This window comes from Variovorax sp. VRV01 (genome assembly GCF_014852545.1).
In the GTDB taxonomy this organism is placed as follows: Bacteria; Pseudomonadota; Gammaproteobacteria; order Burkholderiales; family Burkholderiaceae_C; genus Variovorax; species Variovorax beijingensis_A.
In genome coordinates this window covers 1-17941 of record NZ_JACVBS010000028.1, presented here as the reverse complement: position 1 = coordinate 17941, position 17941 = coordinate 1, and the positions used below count along the sequence as shown (strand labels likewise).

The 17941-nt window shown below is 69.8% G+C and carries 17 protein-coding genes and 1 pseudogene; 10 read left to right on the top strand and 8 right to left on the bottom strand.

The window, feature by feature from the left end:
- Positions 1-52: 52 nt before the first annotated feature.
- From IB278_RS30980 to IB278_RS30965, 4 genes are all read right to left on the bottom strand, one after another.
- Complete coding sequence (locus tag IB278_RS30980) at positions 53-3199, bottom strand: efflux RND transporter permease subunit (RefSeq protein ID WP_192327808.1); 3147 nt, start codon at positions 3197-3199, stop codon at positions 53-55.
- Positions 3196-4695, bottom strand: a complete 1500-nt coding sequence (locus IB278_RS30975; RefSeq protein ID WP_192327806.1) for an efflux RND transporter periplasmic adaptor subunit — start codon at positions 4693-4695, stop codon at positions 3196-3198. The genes IB278_RS30980 and IB278_RS30975 overlap by 4 nt, the downstream gene beginning before the upstream one ends.
- Complete coding sequence (locus IB278_RS30970) at positions 4692-5924, bottom strand: TolC family protein (RefSeq protein WP_192327803.1); 1233 nt, start codon at positions 5922-5924, stop codon at positions 4692-4694. The genes IB278_RS30975 and IB278_RS30970 overlap by 4 nt, the downstream gene beginning before the upstream one ends.
- A gap of 76 nt (positions 5925-6000) precedes the next feature.
- Positions 6001-6360, bottom strand: a complete 360-nt coding sequence (locus IB278_RS30965) for a hypothetical protein (protein ID WP_225613281.1) — start codon at positions 6358-6360, stop codon at positions 6001-6003.
- Between the two features lie 215 nt (positions 6361-6575).
- Here IB278_RS30965 and IB278_RS30960 point away from each other — a divergent pair, with 215 nt between their 5' ends.
- The 10 genes from IB278_RS30960 to IB278_RS30915 all read left to right on the top strand — a co-directional run bounded on the left by IB278_RS30960 (position 6576) and on the right by IB278_RS30915 (position 15188).
- Positions 6576-6863 (top strand): DUF2282 domain-containing protein, encoded by a 288-nt coding sequence (locus IB278_RS30960; protein WP_192327796.1) that lies wholly within the window; start codon positions 6576-6578, stop codon positions 6861-6863.
- A 22-nt stretch (positions 6864-6885) separates the two neighbouring features.
- On the top strand, positions 6886-7728 hold the full coding sequence (locus IB278_RS30955; protein ID WP_192327793.1) for a DUF692 domain-containing protein: 843 nt from the start codon (positions 6886-6888) through the stop codon (positions 7726-7728).
- On the top strand, positions 7725-8513 hold the full coding sequence (locus tag IB278_RS30950; RefSeq protein ID WP_192327790.1) for a DNA-binding domain-containing protein: 789 nt from the start codon (positions 7725-7727) through the stop codon (positions 8511-8513). Before IB278_RS30955 ends, IB278_RS30950 begins: the two co-directional genes overlap by 4 nt.
- Positions 8510-8995: a DoxX family protein gene (locus IB278_RS30945; RefSeq protein ID WP_145746748.1), complete on the top strand. Its 486-nt coding sequence runs from the start codon at positions 8510-8512 to the stop codon at positions 8993-8995. Before IB278_RS30950 ends, IB278_RS30945 begins: the two co-directional genes overlap by 4 nt.
- 69 nt (positions 8996-9064) lie before the next feature.
- The gene (locus IB278_RS30940) at positions 9065-9871 is read left to right on the top strand and encodes a helix-turn-helix transcriptional regulator (protein WP_192327787.1); all 807 of its coding nucleotides are present in this window, start codon (positions 9065-9067) and stop codon (positions 9869-9871) included.
- A gap of 108 nt (positions 9872-9979) precedes the next feature.
- Entirely contained in the window at positions 9980-11005 is a 1026-nt protein-coding gene (locus IB278_RS30935; RefSeq protein ID WP_192327784.1) for an aromatic ring-hydroxylating dioxygenase subunit alpha, read from the top strand.
- Between the two features lie 41 nt (positions 11006-11046).
- Positions 11047-12024 carry a Bug family tripartite tricarboxylate transporter substrate binding protein gene (locus tag IB278_RS30930; RefSeq protein WP_192327781.1) on the top strand — a complete coding sequence of 326 codons (978 nt, stop codon included), beginning with the start codon at positions 11047-11049 and terminating at the stop codon, positions 12022-12024.
- A gap of 182 nt (positions 12025-12206) precedes the next feature.
- Positions 12207-13454, top strand: a complete 1248-nt coding sequence (locus IB278_RS30925) for an MFS transporter (protein WP_192327778.1) — start codon at positions 12207-12209, stop codon at positions 13452-13454.
- Positions 13455-13512: 58 nt separating this feature from the next.
- Positions 13513-14274, top strand: a complete 762-nt coding sequence (locus IB278_RS30920) for an SDR family NAD(P)-dependent oxidoreductase (protein ID WP_145746753.1) — start codon at positions 13513-13515, stop codon at positions 14272-14274.
- Positions 14271-15188, top strand: a complete 918-nt coding sequence (locus IB278_RS30915) for a sigma-70 family RNA polymerase sigma factor (protein WP_192327775.1) — start codon at positions 14271-14273, stop codon at positions 15186-15188. The genes IB278_RS30920 and IB278_RS30915 overlap by 4 nt, the downstream gene beginning before the upstream one ends.
- Here the strand turns inward: IB278_RS30915 and IB278_RS30910 are convergent.
- From IB278_RS30910 to IB278_RS30895, 4 genes and pseudogenes are all read right to left on the bottom strand, one after another.
- Positions 15148-15744: a hypothetical protein gene (locus IB278_RS30910; RefSeq protein ID WP_192327772.1), complete on the bottom strand. Its 597-nt coding sequence runs from the start codon at positions 15742-15744 to the stop codon at positions 15148-15150. The two genes, IB278_RS30915 and IB278_RS30910, sit on opposite strands and share 41 nt — an antisense overlap.
- A 31-nt stretch (positions 15745-15775) precedes the next feature.
- A complete protein-coding gene (locus IB278_RS30905) occupies positions 15776-16573 on the bottom strand; it encodes a DUF899 domain-containing protein (RefSeq protein WP_192327769.1) in 798 nt (265 codons plus the stop codon).
- Positions 16574-16695: 122 nt separating this feature from the next.
- The gene (locus IB278_RS30900; protein ID WP_145746757.1) at positions 16696-17382 is read right to left on the bottom strand and encodes a hypothetical protein; all 687 of its coding nucleotides are present in this window, start codon (positions 17380-17382) and stop codon (positions 16696-16698) included.
- A gap of 50 nt (positions 17383-17432) precedes the next feature.
- Positions 17433-17941, bottom strand: a pseudogene (locus IB278_RS30895) (helix-turn-helix domain-containing protein); the annotation flags it as partial.

The following is a 17941-nucleotide window of genomic DNA, read 5'->3' as shown; positions in this document are numbered from 1 at the left end:
CGGAGGAGGTTTCGGGAAGGATCTGGAGGGGCAGATTGTGAATGGCGTGCCGTTAGTGTATTTGCTCGCCGGGCTCTTCTGCACCCTGCCGGCGACGCAGCAAATACCACGCGGCCGGTACAACCAGCATGCTCAGGAGCGGCGCGGTGACCATGCCACCCACCATCGGCGCGGCAATGCGCGTCATCACCTCCGAGCCGGCGCCGCTGCCAAGGAGGATGGGCAGCAGGCCCGCCATCACGACAGCCACGGTCATGGCCTTGGGCCGCACGCGCAGCACGGCGCCTTCGCGGATCGCAGCGCGCAAGGTCTGGTCGTTCATCGGCTCGCCGGCGGCCAGGCGCCGCGCCAGCGCGTTCTTGAGGTAGACCAGCATCACCACTCCGAACTCGGCCGCCACGCCGGCCAGCGCAATGAAGCCCACCGCCGTGGCGACGGAGAACGAGTGGCCCATGGCCCAGACGAGCCAGAAGCCGCCGACCAGAGAGAACGGCACGGCCGCCATCACCAGCGCCGCGTCGCCGAACGACCGGAACAGCAGGTAGAGCAGCACGAAGATCACCGCCAGCGTCGCGGGGACGACCAGCTTCAGCCGCTCGGTCGCGCGCTCCAGGTATTCGAACTGGCCGGACCACGACACCGCGTAGCCGGCGGGCATCTTCACCGCGCGGCCGACCGCCGCCTGCATGTCGGTGACGGCCGAGCGCAGGTCGCGCCCGCGCACGTCCACATAGACCCAGCCCGACAGCCGCGCGTTCTCGCTGCGCAGCATCGGCGGACCGTCTTCGATGCGGATCCTTGCGACCTCGCCCAGCAGCAGTTGCGCGCCCCGGGCCGTAACGAAGGGCAGTTGCCGCAGGCGTTCGAGCGAGTCGCGGATCTCGCGCGGATAGCGCAGGTTGATCGGATAGCGTTCGCGCCCCTGGACGACCTCGCCCACGTTGTCGCCGCCGATGGCCGTGGACACCACGGCCTGCACGTCCGCCACCGAAAGCCCGTGGCGTGCCGCCGCGAGCCGGTCGACGTCGACATCGATGTAGCGCCCGCCGGTCAGCCGCTCGGCCAGCGCCGACGACACGCCGGGAACGCTCTTGACCGCCGCCTCGATCTGCGAGCTCAGCGCATCGATGGTGGCCAGGTCCGCGCCTGCCACCTTGATGCCCACCGGGCTCTTGATGCCCGTGGCCAGCATGTCGATGCGGTTGCGGATCGGCGGCACCCAGACGTTGCTGAGCCCCGGCACCTTGACGGCGCGGTCCAGTTCTTCGACGAGCCTGTCGGCCGTCATGCCCGCGCGCCATTGCGCTTTGGGCTTGAACTGGATGGTGGTCTCGAACATCTCGAGCGGCGCCGGATCGGTGGCCGTGTCCGCGCGGCCCGCCTTGCCGAACACGCGCTCGACCTCGGGCACGGTCTTGATCAGCCGGTCGGTCTGCTGCAGCAGCTGGGACGCCTTCGACACCGAAAGCCCGGGCAGCGCGGACGGCATGTAGAGCAGGTCGCCCTCGTCCAGCGGCGGCATGAACTCGCCGCCGAGCCGCATCATCGGCACCGCGGTAAGGGCCAGCAGCACGGCCGCCATCGCCAGCGTTCCCTTGGGAAAGCGCAGCACCAGGTCCAGCGCGGGCCGGTACGCCGCCATGAGCAAGCGGTTCACCGGGTTGGAAGCTTCATGCGGAATGCGCCCGCGGACAAGATAGCCCATGAGCACCGGGATCAGCGTCACCGACAGGCCCGCCGCGGCCGCCATGGCGTAGGTCTTGGTAAAGGCCAGCGGCGAGAACAGCCGTCCCTCCTGCGCCTCGAGCGAGAACACCGGCACGAAGGACAGCGTGATCACCAGCAGCGAGAAGAACAGCGCCGGCCCCACCTCCACGGACGCGTCGGCCACCAGCCGCCACCGCTCGGCCACCGCGGGCGGCCGCCCCTGCGCGGCCTCGAAGGCCTCGATGTGCTTGTGCACGTTCTCCACCATGACGATCGCGCCGTCCACCATGGCGCCGATCGCAATCGCGATGCCGCCCAGCGACATGATGTTGGCGTTGACGCCCTGCCAGTGCATGACGATGAACGCGGCCAGCACGCCGATCGGCAACGCTACGACCGCGACCAGCGCCGAGCGCAGGTGGAACAGGAAGAACGCGCAGACCAGCGCCACCACGATGAACTCCTCGATCAGCTTGGAGCGCAGGTTCTCCACCGCGCGGTCGATCAGCAGCGAGCGGTCGTAGGTGGGCACGATCTCGACGCCCGGCGGCAGGCTGGGCTTGAGCGCTTCGAGCTTCGCCTTGACGGCCTCGATGGTCGAGCGCGCGTTCTTGCCCGAGCGCATGACGACCACGCCGCCGGCCACTTCGCCTTCGCCGTCCAGCTCCGCGATGCCGCGGCGCATCTCGGGGCCGATCTGCACGGTCGCCACGTCGCGCAGCAGCACCGGCGTGGCGACCGTCACCGACAGCGGGATGCTCCGGAAATCGTCGAGCGAGCGCAGGTAGCCGCGCGAGCGCACCATGTACTCCGCCTCGGCGAACTCGACGACCGAGCCGCCCGACGCCTGGTTGGCCTTCCCCAACGCCTCCACGACCATTTGCTGCGTGATGCCGAGCGCACGCATGCGGTCGGGGTCGAGCACCACCTGGTACTGCCGCACCATGCCGCCAATGCTGGCCACCTCGGCCACGTCGGGCACGGTCTTGAGTTCGAACTTGAGGAACCAGTCGTTGAGCGCGCGCAGCTGCCCGATGTCGCGCGTGCCGGTGCGGTCGATGAGCGCGTACTCGTAGACCCAGCCCACGCCGGTGGCATCGGGGCCCAGCGACGCGTTCGCGCCCGCGGGAACCCTGCTCTGCACCTGGTTGAGGTATTCGACCACGCGCGAACGCGCCCAGTACGGATCGGTCTTGTCATCGAACAGCACATAGACGAACGAGTCGCCGAAGAACGAATAGCCGCGCACGGTCTTGGCACCGGGCACGCTGAGCATGGTGGTGGTCAGCGGATAGGTGACCAGATCCTCGACCACCTGGGGCGCCTTTCCGGGGTAGGGCGTGCGGATGATCACCTGCGTGTCCGAGAGATCGGGCAGGGCGTCGAGCGGCGTGTGCGCCACCGACCACCCTCCCGCGGCCACCAGGAACAGGGTCGCGATCAGCACCAGGAAACGGTTGCCGACCGACCATCGGATCAGGGCGGCGATCATTTGCCGGCACCCGATGGCAACCGTTGAATGGAGACCAGTTCGTAGCCCACGGGGCCGCCTTCCCTGAACTCGAAACGCACCGGGTCGCCCGGCTTGATCTCGGGGAAGACACTGGGCGAGGCCTTGCCAAAGCCCATCGTCATGGCGGGCCACTGGAGCGTCGCGACCGGCCCGTGCGAAATGGTGATGCCGTCGGGCGCCACGCTCTCGACCTTGCCTTCGGCCCGGTGAGTGACCACGGCCGATGCCGAGGCGCTTGCGCCCGGTGTGGCCGCAGGCGCCGCCATGTTGCCGAGCACGGAGCGAAGCCGCGCTTCGGAGTCGATCAGGAACTGGCCGCTGGCCACCACCTGCTCGCCCTCGGTCAGGCCCGAAACGACCTCGGTGTCGTCGCCCACGTCCGCGGCCGTCGACACGTCGCGCGGCTCGAAGGCGCCGTCGGTCCTGCGCACGATGACCACCGTACGCCGACCGGTGCGGATGACGGCCTCCGAAGGCACGACCAGCCGGCTGCTCGCGGGCCCCGCCACCTGCAGCCGCAGCAGCATGCCGGGCGTGAGTTTTCCACTCCTGTTGTCGACCTCGAAGCGGGCCTTCAAGGTGCGCGTGGCGGTGTTGATCTCGGGCAGAATTTCGTCGAGCACACCGTCGAACGACTGCGATGCGTCGGCCTGCACAACGGCCTTGGCCTTCTGCCCGCGCGCGAGGCCAAGTGCCTGCGCTTCCGGAATCTCGGCCACGGCCCAGACCTTCTGCAGGCCCGCGATGCGGAACAGCGTCATGCCGGGCGTGACCGCGGCGCCTTCGCGCACGCCCAGCTCGGCCACCACGCCATCGACCGGCGCGGCGAGCACGTAGCGCGCCTGCGCCGTGCCGGTCTCCTCGCTGCGCCGGATGAGTTCGGCGGGAATCGACAGGGCCCGCATGCGGTCGCGGGCCGCCGCCACGAGATCCGGCGAAACGCCCGAGCGCCTGAGCGCGAGCCACTCGTTCTGCGGCCCGAGCCAGTCGGGCGCGAAGATGGTGGCCAGGGCCTGGCCCTTGCGCACACGCTCCATCGGTGCGCGAACCGACAGGCGCTCGACGTGGCCGGCCACGCGGGTCTGCACCGCGGCGTTGAGCCGCTCGTCGAACTGCACGGAACCGATGGCTTCGAACGATGCAGATGCTTCGGTGCGCCGCACCTTCGCATACCGGATGCCGAGGTTCTGCTGCGCGGCGGGGCTGATCTTCACGCCCGCCAGGCCCGCGGTGCCGGTGTCGGCATACACGGGCACCAGTTGCATGTCCATGAACGGCGACTTGCCCGGTTTGTCGAAGCGCGGGCCGGGCACCATCGGGTCATGCCAGTAGAGGACCTTGCGGCCATCGGGAGCGGTGGCCGCTGCCATCGATGCATCCGTGGCCTGGCCCGTCGTGCGGCCCAGGTAGAAGGCGCCGGCGGCGAGCAGCAGGGCGGCCAGCAGCGATGCGCCCATGATGAGTTGTCGGTTCATTGCGCCACCTCGGCAGCGAGCGGCCGGAAGGCCAGCTGGATTCGGGTCCGCGCGAGATCGCGCTGCAGCGCCAGAAGCTTGCGCTGCGCTTCGAGCTCGGCATGCCGCGCCTCGAACAGCGCGGCGAGGCTCGCCTGGTTGGAACGGTAGGCCGCGGTCGTGGCGGCCGTCCTCTGGCCGGCAGGAACGACCACACCGGCCCGATAGCGCTCGATGCGCTGCTGCAGGCGCTCGGCATCGCTCGCGAGCGCACGGTATTCGGCGCCGGCGGCGCGGGTGGCCTCGGCCAGATCGGCTTCGGCTTTTTCGACCAGCGCCAGTTTTGCGGCGGTGTCGCGGTCCTGCCGTTCGCCAGGCGCCACGGGCAGTGGAATGCTCACGCCCATCGACACCATGTCGGCATAGCCGCTGCGCTGGCCGTAGGCGAGCTCCCAGGTCCAGTTGGGCTTGCGGTTGGAGGCGGTGACTGCCGCCGCCTGCCGGGCCACGTCGGCGTCGCGCTGCAGCGCGGCCACCGTGGCGTGCGCGGCCACATAGGCTTCTTCAGCGGGCACGGGAAGCTCGCCGACGGGCATCAGCTCATCGGCTTGCACGCCCACCCAGCGTTCGAGCGCCACGCGCGCGGCGCTCTGCTGCTGCCGGATGTCCGCCGCATCGTCCTGTACGACGCCTCTTGCGCCCGCGATCGCGAGCACCTCCTGGCTGCTGCCGGCGGCTGACGACAGGCGCGCACGCGAGGCTTCCAGCTCTTCGCGCGCGTGGTGTTCCGCCAGCACGGCGAGCTTCAGGGTTTCGCCGGCGTAGAAAGCGTCCAGGTACGCGAGCGCGGTCTGCAGGCGGGTCTGCGCCGCGGCCACCTGCGCCTGCACCCTTTCGCGTCCGAGCGATGCATCGGCGGCGGCCTGGCGTGCCGCGCGCTTGTCGGCGGACAGCCATTCCTGGCTGATGCCGATGCGTTTCATCGTCATCGATTCGCGCGCGGTGTGGAAGCGGTCCGGCCCGGTCGCGGGCAGGTTGTCGACGCCGACGCGCAGCACGGGATCGGGAAGCTGGGCCGCGGCCTGCGCCGCCTGCGTGGCGCCCTGCACGCCGGCGCGCGCGGCGCGGGCAGTCTCGGAGCGCCGGGCGGCGAGCTCGAGCGCGGCTTCGAGGGACAGGGGCGCGGCCGTCGCAAGGCACGGCAGCAGCACAACAGCCAAGGCGGTTGCGCGGGAAAAGAAAATGGACATGGCAACTCCGCGGACGAACGAGGCAATCGCTGGCAAGCGGACGCGCCGCACCAGCACCGGTCAGTCGACGGAGGGGTCAGACGCGAAGTCTGAGGGTCGCAAGAAAAACGGGATCGGGCGGCGGATGCTGCCGCTCGGGCAGCGCCTGGCGCGGAAGCGGCTCGGCAAGCGCCGTCAGCATCAGCGGCACGGCCAGCACCTGCACGATGGCAGGCAGCGAAGGCGTGGCGGCCTTCACCGGTTCGAACGACAGCGACATGTCGGCGGCATGCTGGTGGCACAGCACCGGCTGGGCGGTGTCCATGCCCTCGCAGGGCTCGCCCGGTGCCATCGTCATTTCGGCCGCCGATGCCGCGTCCGCCGCCCCGGGACAGACGTAGCTTGCCAGCGCCAGCTGCGAGAACAGCAGCGACAGGACCACGAGGAACGCGGTCATGCAATGTCGGGGAAGGCGGTAGCCGCTCATGAGGCCCGCAGTGTATCGCCGGCAACCGATCGCCACCACCGGTGCGCTCCATTCTCTTGCGCCCGACAAAAAAACTTCCGCATCGCGCAGGGGCCTGTAACCGCCGCCCTACAGGCCGCGAACTAGCAAGGGACTGCGCATTGGGCGCGGTTGCAATTTCTCAATCAATTTTTTGGAGTTCATCCATGATCAACCGTTCGTTCGCGATCACCGCTCTTGCACTGGGTGCCCTTGCCGCCGGCTCCGCCATGGCGCAGGACAAACCGATGGCCGACAAGATGGCCAGCATGGAAAAGTGCTACGGCGTCTCGATGGCCGGCAAGAACGACTGCGCCGCCGGCCCCGGCACCACCTGCGCGGGCACCGCCAAGGTCGACTACCAGGCCAACGCCTGGAAGAACGTCCCGGCCGGCACCTGCACCACCATCAAGACGCCCAAGGGCATGGGTTCGCTCACGCCGATCAAGTCCTGATCGCGGCACCGCGCACGCCGCCATGTCCGACATCCCCGGGGCCGGCCTCGGCCTCAAGCCAGAGCACTACGAGACCGCGCTCGGCGCGCGTGCCGAGGGCCTGTGGTTCGAGGTGCATCCCGAGAACTACATGGTGGCGGGCGGGCCGCGCATCGGATGGCTGGAAGCGATCCGTGCGCACCATCCGGTGTCGCTGCATGGCGTCTCGCTCTCGCTCGCAGGCGAGGCAGAACCCGATGCGGCGCATCTTCAGCGGCTGGCGGCGCTTGCCCGGCGCATCCAGCCCGCGCTGGTCTCCGAGCACCTGGCGTGGTCCGCATGGAACGGCCAGTACCTTCCGGACCTGCTGCCCTTTCCGCGCAGCACCGCCGCGCTGCACCGCATCGCCGCCCACATCGCGTGCACGCAGGACGCGCTGGGCATGGTGATCGCCATCGAGAACCCGTCCCACTACCTGCAGCTCGACGGGCATGAATGGGACGAGATCGATTTTCTGGCCGAGCTGTCGCGCCGCACCGGCTGCAGGCTGCTGCTCGACATCAACAACGTGTACGTGTCCGCACGCAACCTGGGTTTTTCGGCTGTGAGCTGGATCGACCGCTTTCCGCAGGCGCTGGTCGGGGAGATCCATCTCGCGGGGCACAGCGCCGATCCCACGCTCGGCGATGCGCTGCTGATCGATTCGCACGATGCGCCCATCGCACCGGAGGTCTGGCAGCTGTACCGGCGCTTCGTCGACCGCGCCGGCGCCCGGCCCACGCTGATCGAGCGCGACGGCAACGTGCCGGCCTTCGAGGAACTCATGGCCGAGCAGGCACGGGCCGCGGCCGAGCTGCGTCGCGTGGCGCAGGAGGCCATGGCATGAACACGCCGCACGATCAATTCCAGCAAGCCTTTGCGCAGGCCCTGTTCGCTCCGGCGGAAGCCGCGCATCCCTCAGTGCGGGCGCTCGCCATGCAGCCCGCTTTCGCGGTGTACCGCAACACCGTGACGAAGGCCTGCATCGATGCGCTGCAGGCCAACTTCCCGACCGTTGCGCAGCTGGTGGGCGAGGAATGGTTTCGCGCCGCCGCCGCACGCTACGTGGCGGCCCATCTGCCGAGCGATGGGCGCCTGCTGGACTACGGCGGCGGCTTCCCCGATTTCCTGCGCGGCTTCGAGCCGGCCGCCGAGCTCGTCTACCTGCCCGGCGTGGCGCAGCTCGACACGCTCTGGCGCGAAGCCCATGCCGCACAGGACGCGCCGGCCGCCGACGCCGCATGGATCGCCCGCCGCACGCCGGCGCAGATGGCGGCCCTGGCCCTCGCGCCCCATCCCGCGGCCCGCTGGGCCTGGTTCGACGAACAACCGGTCTACAGCATCTGGGAGCGCCATCGCCGGCCGGGCGCCGTGGGCGATGAACTGGCCTGGCGAGGCGAGGGCGCCTTGCTGACGCGGCCCGGCGACACGGTGAACTGGCACGAAATCACCCAGGCCGGCTGCGCCTTCCTCGACGCCTGCGCCAGCGGCGCAAGCCTTGCCGAGGCGGCGGAGCGCGCGCTGGCGGCCGACCCGGCGGCAGACATCTCGGCCGTGTTCGCGGCCCTGTTGCGGTCCGGCGCATTCGCCGGCACTTCGGCTTCACCAGCATCCAACGAAAGAGCACCATGAGCACCACCCCCGAGGCTTCCGCATCGATCGAAGGCAGCGACCATCGCGGTCTCCGCGCGCACTGGAACGCAATGGCCGAACGCCTCACGCGCGTCGTGGCCCACGATGCGCTGGCACTGGCCACGCGCGTGGCCGTGGCGGCCATCTTCTTCTACTCGGGCCGCACCAAGGTCGAGGGCTTCCTCACGCTGACCGACAGCGCCTACGAGCTGTTCCGCACCGAATACAAATTGCCGTTCGTGCCGCCCGAAATCGCCGCGCACCTCGCGGCCTACTCGGAGCATCTGTTCCCGCTGCTGCTGGTGCTGGGCCTGTTCACGCGCCTGTCGGCACTGGCCCTGCTGGGGATGACGCTGGTGATCCAGGTCTTCGTCTACCCGGACGCATGGCCAACGCACCTCTCATGGGCCGCGCTGCTGCTGTACCTGGCAGGCCGCGGCGCGGGCCGCCTGTCGCTCGACCACGCGCTGGGCATTCGCTGACGCACCGGCACCCGGCCCGCGGGCTTCCACCCTGTTGAATCGGGCGCGGCTTGCCTATATTGGGCCGCCATGCCTTCCACCTGGTTTCTCGACACGCCGCCTGCGGGCCAGCTGCTGGACGCCGGCGCCGTCGCGCACCTGCTCGATGCAGGCAATGAGCAGGCGCCCGCGCTCCACATGCTCGACTTCATCAACCACGTGGTGCCGGTCGAATACATCTCGCTCGTGGAGTACATCGACGGCGTTCCATCGCAGGTCGAAGGGCATTCGGCCGGCCGGCGCGACAACATCACGGCCGAGTGCTTCTCCCTCTACAAGAAGCGGTTCCGGCAGGCGGACGACATGACCCGCCTGGCCGCGCGCATGGGCGGGGAGGCATTGGCCCATGCACCCGTCACCGCCTTGCTGTACGACGCGGCGGACATTCCCGACCCCGCATGGCGCGAGCAGATCTTCGTCGGCCGCCAATTGACGGGTCGGCTGAGCTTTCTCTATTCGCCCGTGCCGCGGACGGTCTTTGCCATCAACCTGTATCGCAACCGGCAGAACGGCAGGTTCGCGCAAGCGGATGTCGCGCAACTGCTCGGCCTTGCGCCCCTGCTGAAGCGCGCACATCGCAATGCGCTGTTCGCGCAGCTCGCATCGCCCGATACGCCGCTGCGCGTGGCGAGCATCGAGCGCACGCTGCAGCGCACAGCGCCGCAGCTGTCGCCGCGCGAGCGCGAGGTCTGTGCGCGCATCGCCTGCGGGATCGGCGCCGACGGCATCGCCGCGGACCTGGGCATTGCCGCGTCGAGCGTCGCCACGCTGCGCAAGCGCGCCTACCTGAAGCTCGCGATCCACGGGCGGCAACAGCTCCTGCGCTTCATCCATTAGGGTCTGTTCACACTATGCAAGGGTTCGCCCCGAGGGTTTTGTACCCTTCTGCGAGGACAGACGAGCGCCGCGCGAATTCCTACATTGCCTGGACTCTTGGAGACAGGCATGTGGCTTCGAAACTGCTGGTACGTCATTGCGTGGGATCACGAAATTTCCGCGAACGCGCTGTTCACGCGCACGGTGCTCGGCGAGCCCATCCTGGTCTATAGAACCGAAGGCGACGAACTCGTTGCGATGCAGGACCGCTGCTGCCATCGGCATGCGCCGCTGTCGCGCGGACGCCGGGAAGGCGACTGCGTGCGCTGCGGCTACCACGGCCTCAAGTTCGCGGCCGACGGCGCCTGCGTGGAAGCGCCCGGTCTGGCCAGCATTCCCGCGAAGGCGCGCGTGCGGACCTACCCGGTGGTCTCGCACAACAAGTGGATCTTCGTGTGGATGGGCGATCCGTCGCGCGCGGACCGCGCCTTGCTGCCGGACAACTTCTCGTGTGACCATCCCGACTGGCGCTACAGGCCCGGCTATGTCCACTACGACACGCCCTACCTGCTGGTGTGCGACAACCTGCTGGACTTCTCGCACCTGAGCTATGTGCACGAAGGCACGCTGGGCGGATCGACGGCCATCGCCCAGGCCGTGCCCAGGATCGAGAAGGTGCCGCGCGGCATCCGCGTGACGCGGCACGTGCCCGACGTGCCCCCGTCTCCGTTCTGGAAGTCGTTCCAGAGCTTCGACCGCAACGTCGACCGCTACTTCATCTACGACTTCCTGCTGCCCGGCACCTTGCTGATGAAGTCGGGCGGCGCGCCGGTGGGGCAGGCCGAGGGCGACTTGCGCGGCGGCGTGCAGCTGCACAGCTGCCAGGCGCTCACCCCCGAGACGGCCACGACCACGCACTACTTCTTCCAGCAATCGCACCGAAGCAGCATCGCGGACCCCGCGGTCACCGAAGCCATCTACCAGGGCCTGGTCACCGCGTTCGAGGAAGACCGCGCAATGATCACCGCGCAGTACCTGAACATCGATCCCGAAGCGCGGATGCTGCCGCTCGCGATGGACGCCGCGCTGGTCCAGTACCGGCGGCTGCTGCAGCAAGAGGTCGAGCGCGAGCAGCGCACCTCGCAGGCCGCCTGACGCACCGGGCCGCATAGCCAGAACAACTCCAGGAGACCCCGATGCGCCGCCACTTCCTCACCCTCGGCTTCACCATGCTCGCCGCGCTGCCGCTTGCGGCGCTTGCGCAAGGCAACTTCCCAGGCAAGCCGATCCGCGTCGTCGTCACGGCCCAGGCCGGCGGTGCCAACGACTTCGTCGCGCGCCTGATCGGCGAGCATGCCGCGAAGGCGCTGGGCCAGCCCTTCGTGGTCGACAACCGCGCCGGCGCCAACGGCGCGGTGGGCCTGGGCGAAGTGGCACGCGCTGCGCCCGACGGCTACACGATCGCGGTCACGCTCGGCGACTCGCTCATCAACAACGTCGCGCTCTACAAGACGCTGCCCTACGACCCGCAGCGCGACTTCGTCTTCCTGACGCAGGTCGTGCGCAGCCCGGCCCTCCTGTCGGCCAACCTCGAGCTCGGCGTGAAGGACATGGAAGGCTTCCGCAAGCTCGCGGCCCGGCCGGGCCAGCAGCTCAGCTATGGCACCTGGGGACCGGGCGGGCTCGGCCATCTGGCGGGCGAGGCGCTCAACCGCAGGCTCGATGCGCACATGGTGCACGTGCCGCAGCGCGGCGAGGCGCCCGTCATGGCCGACCTGCTGAGCCACACCGTGAGCGTCGGCCTCACGTCGGCGGGCCTCGCGCGCCAACATGTGCAGGCGGGCAAGGTCGTTCCGCTCGCGATCATGGGGCGCGAACGCTCGGCGGTGCTGCCGCAGGTGCCCACGATGCGCGAACTGGGCTTCGACGATCCGCTGTTCGAGGCGGCGGTATGGATCGCGTTCGTCGCGCCCGCCAGGACGCCGCCCGCGGTGGTCGAGCGGCTGACGGTGGCGCTGCGCAATGCCGCCGCCATGCCCGAGATCCAGGCGCGAATGGCGGAGCGCGGTCTGGAAATGCTCAACACCACGCCCGAGCAGTTCAATGCGAACTACCGGCGCGACTTCGAGGTGATCACCCGGCGCATGCGGGAGTTCGGCATCGAGGCGCAGTAGCCACCGCAGCGGCACCGAAGTGCGCCGTGCCCGCCGCGCGGCGCCGGCGCATGTCTGGCTCCTTTGCGAAGTCTTGAACGTCCTGGTTAGACCTCTGCGCTGAAAAGCGCGCCCGAAGAGGTGAATTCCTTTATAGTCAACCAATCAGTTCACTATTTTCGACCTTCCACTGGAACAAGACAATGAACACTGCTGCCTTCGCGCGTCCGGCCGACGCGCTCGACTCGAACTGGTCCCTCGTGGCCGCCGGCGCGCTGATGACCTGCGTGGCCATCGGCGTGCTGTTTTCGCTGGCCGTTTTCCTGGAACCCATGAGCGCGGCCACCGGCTGGTCGCGCGCGGGTGTTTCCAGCGCCATGACGCTGGCCTTCCTGAGCATGGGCGTGGCCGGTTTCGGCTGGGGCGCCTTGAGCGACCGCTACGGCCCGCGCGTGGCGGTGCTGGCCGGCACGGTGCTGCTCGGACTCTCGACCGTGCTGGCCAGCCGCGCATCGACCTTGCTCGAATTCCAGCTCTTCTACGGCGTGCTGATGGGCCTCGCGGCCGGCAGCTTCTTCGCGCCGGTGATCGCCACTGCCGCGTCCTGGTTCGACCGGCACCGCAGCCTGGCCGTCTCGCTGGTCTCGGCGGGCATGGGCGTGGCGCCCATGACCATCTCGCCACTGGCCGCGTGGCTGGTCACGCACCACGACTGGCGCACGGCCCAGCTGATCATCGGCATCGGCGCATGGATCGTGCTGCTGCCGGCGGTCTGGCTCATTCGCGCGGCACCACGCGCAGCCCACAGGGACGCTTCGGCGGGAGGCGCCGCCCCGGCAGCGGAGATGAAGGTCGGACAAGCGCTGCGCTCGCGTGCCTTCCTGGTGCTCGGCATCACGTTCTTCGCGTGCTGCGCGGCGCACTCCGGGCCGATCTTCCATACGGTGAGCTATGCCATCGGCTGCGGCTTGCCGACCTTCGCGGCCGTCACCATCTACAGCATGGAAGGGGCGGCGGGCCTCGGCGGGCGGTTGCTGTTCGGCGTGCTGGCGGACCGGCTGGGCGCCAAGCGGGTGCTGGTGGCCGGCCTGCTGATCCAGGCCTTGGCCGCCGCGAGCTACCTGCTGGTGAAGCAGCTCGGCGGCTTCTATGCCGTGGCCATCGTCTTCGGCCTTGCCTATGGCGGCGTGATGCCGCTCTATGCGGTGCTGGCGCGGGACTACTTCGGTCCCCGCATCCTGGGCACGGTGCTGGGCGCGGCGTCGATGCTGTCGAGCCTGGGCATGGCGCTCGGCCCGGTGCTCGGCGGCTGGCTGTTCGACCGCTACGGCAGCTACACCTGGATGTACATCGGCTCGATGACCGTGGGGCTTGGCGCCGTGGCCATCGCGCTCACGTTCCCGCGGACCGGTGCCGCCAACAAGCAGCCGCAGCTTCAGCCGGCCGGCTGACTCCTTTGGCAGGCCTGGATCGTCCTGGTTCCATCCACACCAACAACGGAGCCAGATCATGAGCATCATCAAGGACAAGAACATCGTCGTCACCGGCGGAAGCCGCGGCCTCGGCCTGGGGCTGGTCGAAGCGCTGGTCGCGCAGGGCGCCAGGGTGACGGTGGTCGCGCGCGACGCCGGTGCGCTCGAAGCCGTGCGCGCCCGGCTGGGCGTGGCCACCGTCTCCGCGGATGTGACGGACGAGGCCGCGGCCCACCGCATCCTGGCCGAGGTCCGCCCCGAGATCCTGGCGCTGAACGCCGGCGCGCCGCCGCGCATGGGCCGGCTCGACCAGCTGAGCTGGGCCGATTTCAGCGCGCCATGGGAGACCGACGTCAAGGCCGGGCTCTACTGGCTGCAGGCGGCGCTCAGGCTGCCGCTCGCGCCCGGCAGCCGCGTGCTCGTGGGATCGAGCGGCGCAGCGCGCAACGGCTCGCCGCTCTCGGGCGGCTATGCCGGCGCCAAGCGCATGCTCTGGTTCATGGCCAGGTATGCCAACGGCATTTCGGAACAGCAGAAGCTCGGCATTCGCTTCCAGGCGATCGTGCCGATGCAGATGATCGGCGGCACCGGCGTGGGCGACGCGGGGGCCGCCGCCTATGCGCGCGCCATGGGCGTTGCGCCCGGCGAGTTCCTCGCGCGCTTCGGTACGCCGATGCCGCCGCGCGCCTTCGGCGACAAGGTGGTTTCGATGCTGGACGACCCGGCGTGGGCCAAGGGCTTCGCCTTCGGCTTCGGCGGCGACTCGGGCATCACGGTGCTCGAGGAGGCGGCCGCATGAGTGCAGCACAGGCGCCTTCGCCGGACCTCGGCGGCACCCAGGCGCAGCTGGCGGCGCTTGCCGAGGCGCTGCGGCCCGAGCTGCACCGCTACTGCGCGCGGCTGATGGGCTCGGTCATCGAGGGCGAGGACGTCGTGCAGGACACTTTCGAACGTGCCTTCGCGGCCGTGCATGGCATGGACGAGGCCACGCCGCTTCGGCCCTGGCTGTTCCGCATCGCCCACAACCGCGCGCTCGATCTGCTGCGCGGCCGCACGATCCGCATGGCCGAGCCGATAGCCGCTGCCGACGACCTGGCCGACACCGCCAACCCCGACCCGATGGAGATGCTGATGCGCCAGGAAGCTGTCGAGACCGCGGTGTCGCGCTTCGCGGAACTCCCGATCCACCAGCGCAGCGTGGTGGTCCTGAAGGACGTGCTCGGCGAATCGCTGGCGGAGATCGCCGCGGTGCTCGACCTCACGGTCGACGCCGTGAAGGGCCATCTTGCGCGCGGGCGAGCGCGACTGCGGGAGATCCACGCACAGCCGCCCGGCCCGCCCGCAGCACCGCCACCGCCGTCCGCCGCGCTTGCGCGCTATGTCGCGCTCTTCAACCAGCGTGACTGGGACGGCGTGCGCGCGCTGCTCGCCGACGACGTGAGGCTGGTCCAGTCGGCGCATCCGGTGCGCGCCGGCCGCGCCGACGTCGGCATGTTCTTCACGCTCTACGCAAAGATCGATGGCGTGTGGCTGGCCCCGGCATGGCTCGAGGGCCGCGAGGTGATCGCGGTGTTCGACCAGCGCGGCGATCCGGAACCCGGCTACATCATGTGGCTGGAGTGGCGGGGTGGCCGCATCAGCCTGATCCGCGACTACCGCCACATCCGCTACGTCACGGCTGATGCGCGGCTGCAGCTGATGGCTTGCGCCTGAGTCTTCGAAGCCAGCGGCCGCCGGCATCGAAGCCGCGGCAAGCGCCCACCGCGATCGCACCGGTGACCGCGAGCATGGCCGCGGTGTGGACGCCGACCGCCGCGAGCGCCAGCAGCAGCGAGTCCGACGAGCTGAACGCCGTCGCTGCGCCATCGCCGATGCACAGCGGGATCAGTGCCGGCACCAGCATCAGGCCGGCGCCGTGCGCGGTGGACACCATGAAGGACCAGAGCGCCATTCCCGCATGCCCCGCCGGTGCGCGCGCCGCACTGGGCGTGCGGCCCCACAGGTGAAGCGCCGCGAAGAGCACCACCAGCACACCCGCCAGCATCTGCAGCAACGCGCGGTCCAACGACAGGCCGAAGGCCACCGCACCGGCCACCAGCGCCACCGAGGCGGCATGGCCGATCGCGATCGGCAGCAGCGCCCGCAAGGCCTGCCTGCGGTCGCGCGAACGCAGGCCCCAGGCGGCGGCCCACATCCAGCCGCTGGCAGGGTTCAGCCCGTGCAGGGCGCCGACGCCCGCAACCGCGAGCCACGGCCAGAGGCTTGCCATGGTGTGCCTGCCGGTTCAGCGCGTTGACCGGTCAGTCGGACGCGTGGCAGCACGAACCCGCCGCGGCCGCCGGCTTCGCGGCCGGCGCCGGCTCGTAGCGGTCGTGGTGGCGCACCCAGTCCATCGCGTGGACCGGGTTTGGCTCGTCGCGGCCCTTGGGCGTGAGGTCGAGCAGGCTGTAGGTGCCCATCATCACTTCCACGCCGCGCTCGTAGGTCGAATAGGTGTGGAACACCTCGCCCGCGTCGTTTCTATAGAACACGCTGATGCCGGGGGCCTCCTGCGCGGGGAAGGGCCGCACACTGTAGTTGTAGTAGACCTCGCCTTGGCCCTCGGCCCACTGCTGTGGCGTGAAGCTCACGTTGAAGTCGTAGTTGAAGTCGCTGCCGTGTGCCGAGACCCACCTGAACTGCCAGCCCATGCGCCGGCGGAAGCGTTCGATCTGGTCCAGCGGCGCGCGCGAGACGACCAGGAGCGTGACGTCGCGGTTTTCCAGGTGCACCTTCATCCCGCCGAGGTGGTCGGACATGTAGGAGCAGCTCGGGCAGCCCTGTTCCCAGTCGGGGCCGAGCATGAAGTGCTGTACCAGCAGCTGGCGGCGGCCTTCGAACAGGTCGGCCAGCGCGCGCGGGCCCTCAGGTGTGTCGAAGACGTAGTTCTTCTCGACGCGGGTCCACGGCAGCGCGCGGCGCTCGCGGGCGACCTGGTCGCGCAGGTGCGTGAGTTCCTTTTCGCGCGCCAGCAGCGCCTTGCGCCGGGCCAGCCACCGGTCCTTCGAGACGACGGGGTGGTTCGTCACGGTGTTCTTTTCGGCAATGGCGGTGTTCATGCGTTTCTCCTTGGGCTCGGTGAGCCGATGTGGGTTTCGTCCATGCGCGGCGCCACCCGCCTGGTGGCCGGCGCGCTCGTCTTCGGCAGGCAAGCCGAAAGGGGGTTGTCGCGGTGGGCCGCTCAGGCCCGGGCGGCTTTCGGGCGCCGCACGGCGCGGACCTTGCCGCTGCCGCCGCCACCGCAGTAGAAGAGGTCGGCGCCGTCGGACTCGAGCCCGCTCACGTTGGCGCCGCGCGGCATCTCCAGCCGCTCGAGCACGGCGCCGCTGTCGGGGTCGACGCGGCGCAGCTCGCTCTCGTCGCCTTCCCAGGTGGCGTGCCACAGCTCGCCGTCGACCCAGGTCACGCCGGTGACGAAGCGGTTGGACTCGATGGTGCGCAGCACCGCGCCGCTCACCGGGTCGATCTGGAGGATCTTGCGGTCGCGGTACTGCCCGATCCAGAGGCTGCCCTCGGCCCAGGTCAGGCCCGAGTCGCCGCCGTGGCCGGGCGTGGGAATCGACGCCAGCACCTTGCCGCTGGCCGGATCGATCTTGTCGATGCGCGCCTCGGCGATTTGATAGAAGTAGGTGCCGTCGAAGGCGGTGCCGGCGTCGCAGGCGCAATCGAGGGTGCGCGTGGTCTCGCCGCTCGCGGGGTCGAAGGCCACCAGCTGCGCGCCGGTGGCCGCCCAGACGCGCTCGCCGTCATGGGTCACGCCGGCCACGCTGGTGGCGCCGGCAAAGGGACCGTACTCGCGCACGATCTCGGCCGTGCGCGGTGCGGCCTCAGGCTTGTCTTTCTTGCTCGCTGCTGTGCTGCTGTTCATCGCGGGCTCCTGGTGTGGCGGGCTCCGGAATCGGCGCCTTGGAGACAACTCTATTCAATCGGCAGCGCGGCGGGGAGTAACAAGATCGTCGTGAATCCCGTCAGCGGCGGCGCGAGCCAGCGCTGCGCCCGCGCCCGGCCGATGGCGCGCACCCGCCCCTCGGCCTCGAGTTCGGCCAGCGCGCGCTGCACCGTGCGCTGGCTCGCGTCCAGCGCCAGCGCCAGCGCCGAGGTCGACCACGCTGCCCCGTCGGACAGCAGCGCCACCAGCGAAGCCTGCTCGCCGTCGATGGGTGGCGCGAGCACGACCACCTCGCGGGCATCGCGCGGCCTGAGCACAAAGCCGCGCGCCGTGGCCTCGATGCCGGCCTCGGCCGCGACCAGCGCGCGCAGGCGGCCGATCTCGACCCGCAGGCGCGCGCGCAGCGTCTCGTCGGGATGTCGGGTGTTGAACGCGTAGGCGATCAGCGCCTCGCGATCGACGTCGCCGGGCCAGGCCTCGGCGAGCGCCCGCGCCAGCGCGAACAGCACCGGCCGGCGCGCCAGCGGCCGCCATGCGC

Excerpts from the sequence above, each read along its gene's own strand:
- IB278_RS30930 (WP_192327781.1), top strand. The coding sequence starts at position 11,047 with ATGCGCCGCCACTTCCTCACCCTCGGCTTCACCATGCTCGCCGCGCTG.
- IB278_RS30960 (WP_192327796.1), top strand. The coding sequence starts at position 6,576 with ATGATCAACCGTTCGTTCGCGATCACCGCTCTTGCACTGGGTGCCCTT.
- IB278_RS30970 (WP_192327803.1), bottom strand. The coding sequence starts at position 5,924 with ATGTCCATTTTCTTTTCCCGCGCAACCGCCTTGGCTGTTGTGCTGCTG.
- IB278_RS30945 (WP_145746748.1), top strand. The coding sequence starts at position 8,510 with ATGAGCACCACCCCCGAGGCTTCCGCATCGATCGAAGGCAGCGACCAT.
- IB278_RS30935 (WP_192327784.1), top strand. The coding sequence starts at position 9,980 with ATGTGGCTTCGAAACTGCTGGTACGTCATTGCGTGGGATCACGAAATT.
- IB278_RS30915 (WP_192327775.1), top strand. The coding sequence starts at position 14,271 with ATGAGTGCAGCACAGGCGCCTTCGCCGGACCTCGGCGGCACCCAGGCG.
- IB278_RS30925 (WP_192327778.1), top strand. The coding sequence starts at position 12,207 with ATGAACACTGCTGCCTTCGCGCGTCCGGCCGACGCGCTCGACTCGAAC.
- IB278_RS30955 (WP_192327793.1), top strand. The coding sequence starts at position 6,886 with ATGTCCGACATCCCCGGGGCCGGCCTCGGCCTCAAGCCAGAGCACTAC.
- IB278_RS30940 (WP_192327787.1), top strand. The coding sequence starts at position 9,065 with ATGCCTTCCACCTGGTTTCTCGACACGCCGCCTGCGGGCCAGCTGCTG.
- IB278_RS30910 (WP_192327772.1), bottom strand. The coding sequence starts at position 15,744 with ATGGCAAGCCTCTGGCCGTGGCTCGCGGTTGCGGGCGTCGGCGCCCTG.
- IB278_RS30965 (WP_225613281.1), bottom strand. The coding sequence starts at position 6,360 with ATGACCGCGTTCCTCGTGGTCCTGTCGCTGCTGTTCTCGCAGCTGGCG.
- IB278_RS30950 (WP_192327790.1), top strand. The coding sequence starts at position 7,725 with ATGAACACGCCGCACGATCAATTCCAGCAAGCCTTTGCGCAGGCCCTG.
- IB278_RS30900 (WP_145746757.1), bottom strand. The coding sequence starts at position 17,382 with ATGAACAGCAGCACAGCAGCGAGCAAGAAAGACAAGCCTGAGGCCGCA.
- IB278_RS30905 (WP_192327769.1), bottom strand. The coding sequence starts at position 16,573 with ATGAACACCGCCATTGCCGAAAAGAACACCGTGACGAACCACCCCGTC.
- IB278_RS30980 (WP_192327808.1), bottom strand. The coding sequence starts at position 3,199 with ATGATCGCCGCCCTGATCCGATGGTCGGTCGGCAACCGTTTCCTGGTG.
- IB278_RS30975 (WP_192327806.1), bottom strand. The coding sequence starts at position 4,695 with ATGAACCGACAACTCATCATGGGCGCATCGCTGCTGGCCGCCCTGCTG.
- IB278_RS30920 (WP_145746753.1), top strand. The coding sequence starts at position 13,513 with ATGAGCATCATCAAGGACAAGAACATCGTCGTCACCGGCGGAAGCCGC.